The 2,141-nt window shown below is 63.7% G+C and carries 1 protein-coding gene and 1 pseudogene; one reads left to right on the top strand and one right to left on the bottom strand.

Features of this window, described 5'->3' with window-relative positions; genetic code table 11:
- Positions 1-528, bottom strand: a pseudogene (locus tag QZL63_RS05120) (pseudouridine synthase); the annotation flags it as partial.
- Positions 529-744: 216 nt separating this feature from the next.
- Between QZL63_RS05120 and QZL63_RS05115 the strand changes: the two are divergent.
- Positions 745-2,067, top strand: coding sequence for an MATE family efflux transporter (locus tag QZL63_RS05115; RefSeq protein WP_290586087.1), 1,323 nt, complete (start codon positions 745-747; stop codon positions 2,065-2,067).
- Positions 2,068-2,141 lie beyond the last annotated feature (74 nt).

The raw sequence follows: 2,141 nt of genomic DNA, 5'->3' as shown, positions 1-2,141 counted from the left end.
GCCGTTGCGGCTGCCGAACGGCTTGCCGTCGCCCTGATGCTCGCCGCCCCTGGCATCGAAGCGCTTGGGGCCCGATGTCCGGCCGCCCGATGCGGCTCTCTCACCGGCGGAACGGTCGCCGAATGTCCGGCGCGGACGCTCCCCGCCGCTGTTGCGGCTGTCGCGGTCGAACGTGCGCGGACGCTCGTCTCCATGCTGCGGACGCTCATCGCGGCGGAAGCTGCGCTCCGCCGTGCGGTGGCCGTGCTCCCCGTCGCGACGCGGACGCTCGTCGTCGCCATACCGCCCGTAGGCCGGGCGCGGGGAGTGCGAATTGTCGAACTTCGGACGGTTGTCCTCCGTGAAATGGGGGTTGTAGGAGGCACGCCTTGCGGTCTCCTTCTGATACGGCTGCTCCGAATCGGCAGCATCACGCTGCAAACGCGGGCGACGCTCGACACGCTCCGCCGTAGCCTTCACCACGCGCACGCGTTTGTCGCGACCGAATCGCGCGAGCACCTGGGTCGAGTCGTTTTTCTGATCTTTCATCGCTTGATATACGTCTTGTTTTCCGGACTGCGGGGGATCCCGCTCCGCACGACGCACCGCATGCGGCACGATACGGCGGCGAATCCCGGCACCCGGTTTTCGTGGGGCAAAGGTAATCCATTTTTCCGGATTACAGCACATTGCATGCCCGATTTCGAGATAAAATCGGACAAGGCCCGCAAATTCGGCACTTTTACCTTATCTTTGCATCCGCGTATGAACATGAACCGGGAAATACTGCGCATCGCGCTTCCGAACATCGTCTCGAACATCACCGTGCCGCTGATGGGCATCATCTCGACCGCCATCGCCGGACACTGGGGCAGCGATTCGGCAGCCGCGATCGGCTCGCTGGCCATCGGCGTCTCGATCTTCAACTTCATCTACTGGAACTGTTCGTTCGTCCGCATGGGCACAAGCGGACTGACGGCCCAGGCGTTCGGCGCCGGAAACTTCCGCGAATGCGCCAACATGCTGGGGCGCGCCCTCTCCGTGGCCGGAATCATGGGCATCCTGATGGTGCTGCTGCAGTATCCCGTGGGCGAGCTGGCGCTGCGGGCGATGAACGGCAGCCAGATGACCCGCGAATACTTCTACGCACGCATCTGGGCTGTGCCGGCCGGCATCCTGCTCTTCGGCTTCAACGGCTGGTACACGGGCATGCAGAACGCCCTCTTCCCCATGTGCACGGCCGTCACGGTGAATGTCATCCACAGCCTCTGCAGCCTGTGGTTCGCCTTCGGCATGGATATGGGCATCGTCGGCATCGCCTACGCCTCGGTCATCGCCCAGTGGAGCGGCGTGGCACTGGCCTCGGTGCTGCTTGTGGCCAAATACCGCCACGTCGTGAAGCTCATCGACTGGTCGCAGGTCATCGACCTCCGCCCGCTGAAGACCTACTTCATCATCAACCGCGACATCATCCTGCGCACGTTCTGCATCGTGGCGGTCTACACCTTCTTCACCGGATCGTCGGCCCGGCTGGGCAACCAGGAGCTGCTGGCCGTGAACGCCCTGCTGCTCGAGCTCTTCACTCTCTTCTCCTACATGAACGACGGCTTCGCCTATGCGGCCGAGGCGCTCACGGGACGCTTCATCGGCGCCCGCGACGCAATGTCGCTGCGCCGCTGCCTGCGCGGCTGCCTGGCGTGGGGTACATTGGTATCGGCCCTGTTCGTCGTGATCTACATCATCTGGTGGCGCGACCTGGTGGGGCTCTTCGTCAGCGACACGGCTGAAAACGCCGCGGCGATCATCGAGACAGCCGGCCGCTACATCATCTGGATCATCCTGATCCCGATCGCCAGCGCCATGCCGTTCATCATGGACGGCATCATGGTCGGGGCCACCGAAACGCGCGTCATGCGCAACTCGATGTTCCTGGCCACGCTGACCTACTTCGGCATCTACTACGCGCTGCATCCCGTGATCGGCAACAACGCCCTCTGGCTGGCCTTCACGCTCTACATGTTCCTGCGCGGCGTGCTGCAGTACTTCATGACGCGGCGTCTGAGGGCCATCCACGAGAAGGTCTCCTGACCCCCCCCCGACGCATCGGTTCCACACACCGACACATCCCGGCACACTCTATCCCGGCACACCTCATCCTGCTA

Source organism: Alistipes sp. CAG:268, assembly GCA_000434235.1.
Lineage (GTDB): Bacteria > Bacteroidota > Bacteroidia > Bacteroidales > Rikenellaceae > Alistipes > Alistipes avistercoris.
The sequence above is the reverse complement of the archived record's forward strand: the minus strand, read 5'-3'. Positions and strand labels throughout refer to the sequence as shown.

What these genes read in the sequence shown, in the direction of transcription:
- QZL63_RS05115 (WP_290586087.1), top strand. Translation starts at nt 745, where the DNA reads ATGAACATGAACCGGGAAATACTGCGCATCGCGCTTCCGAACATCGTC.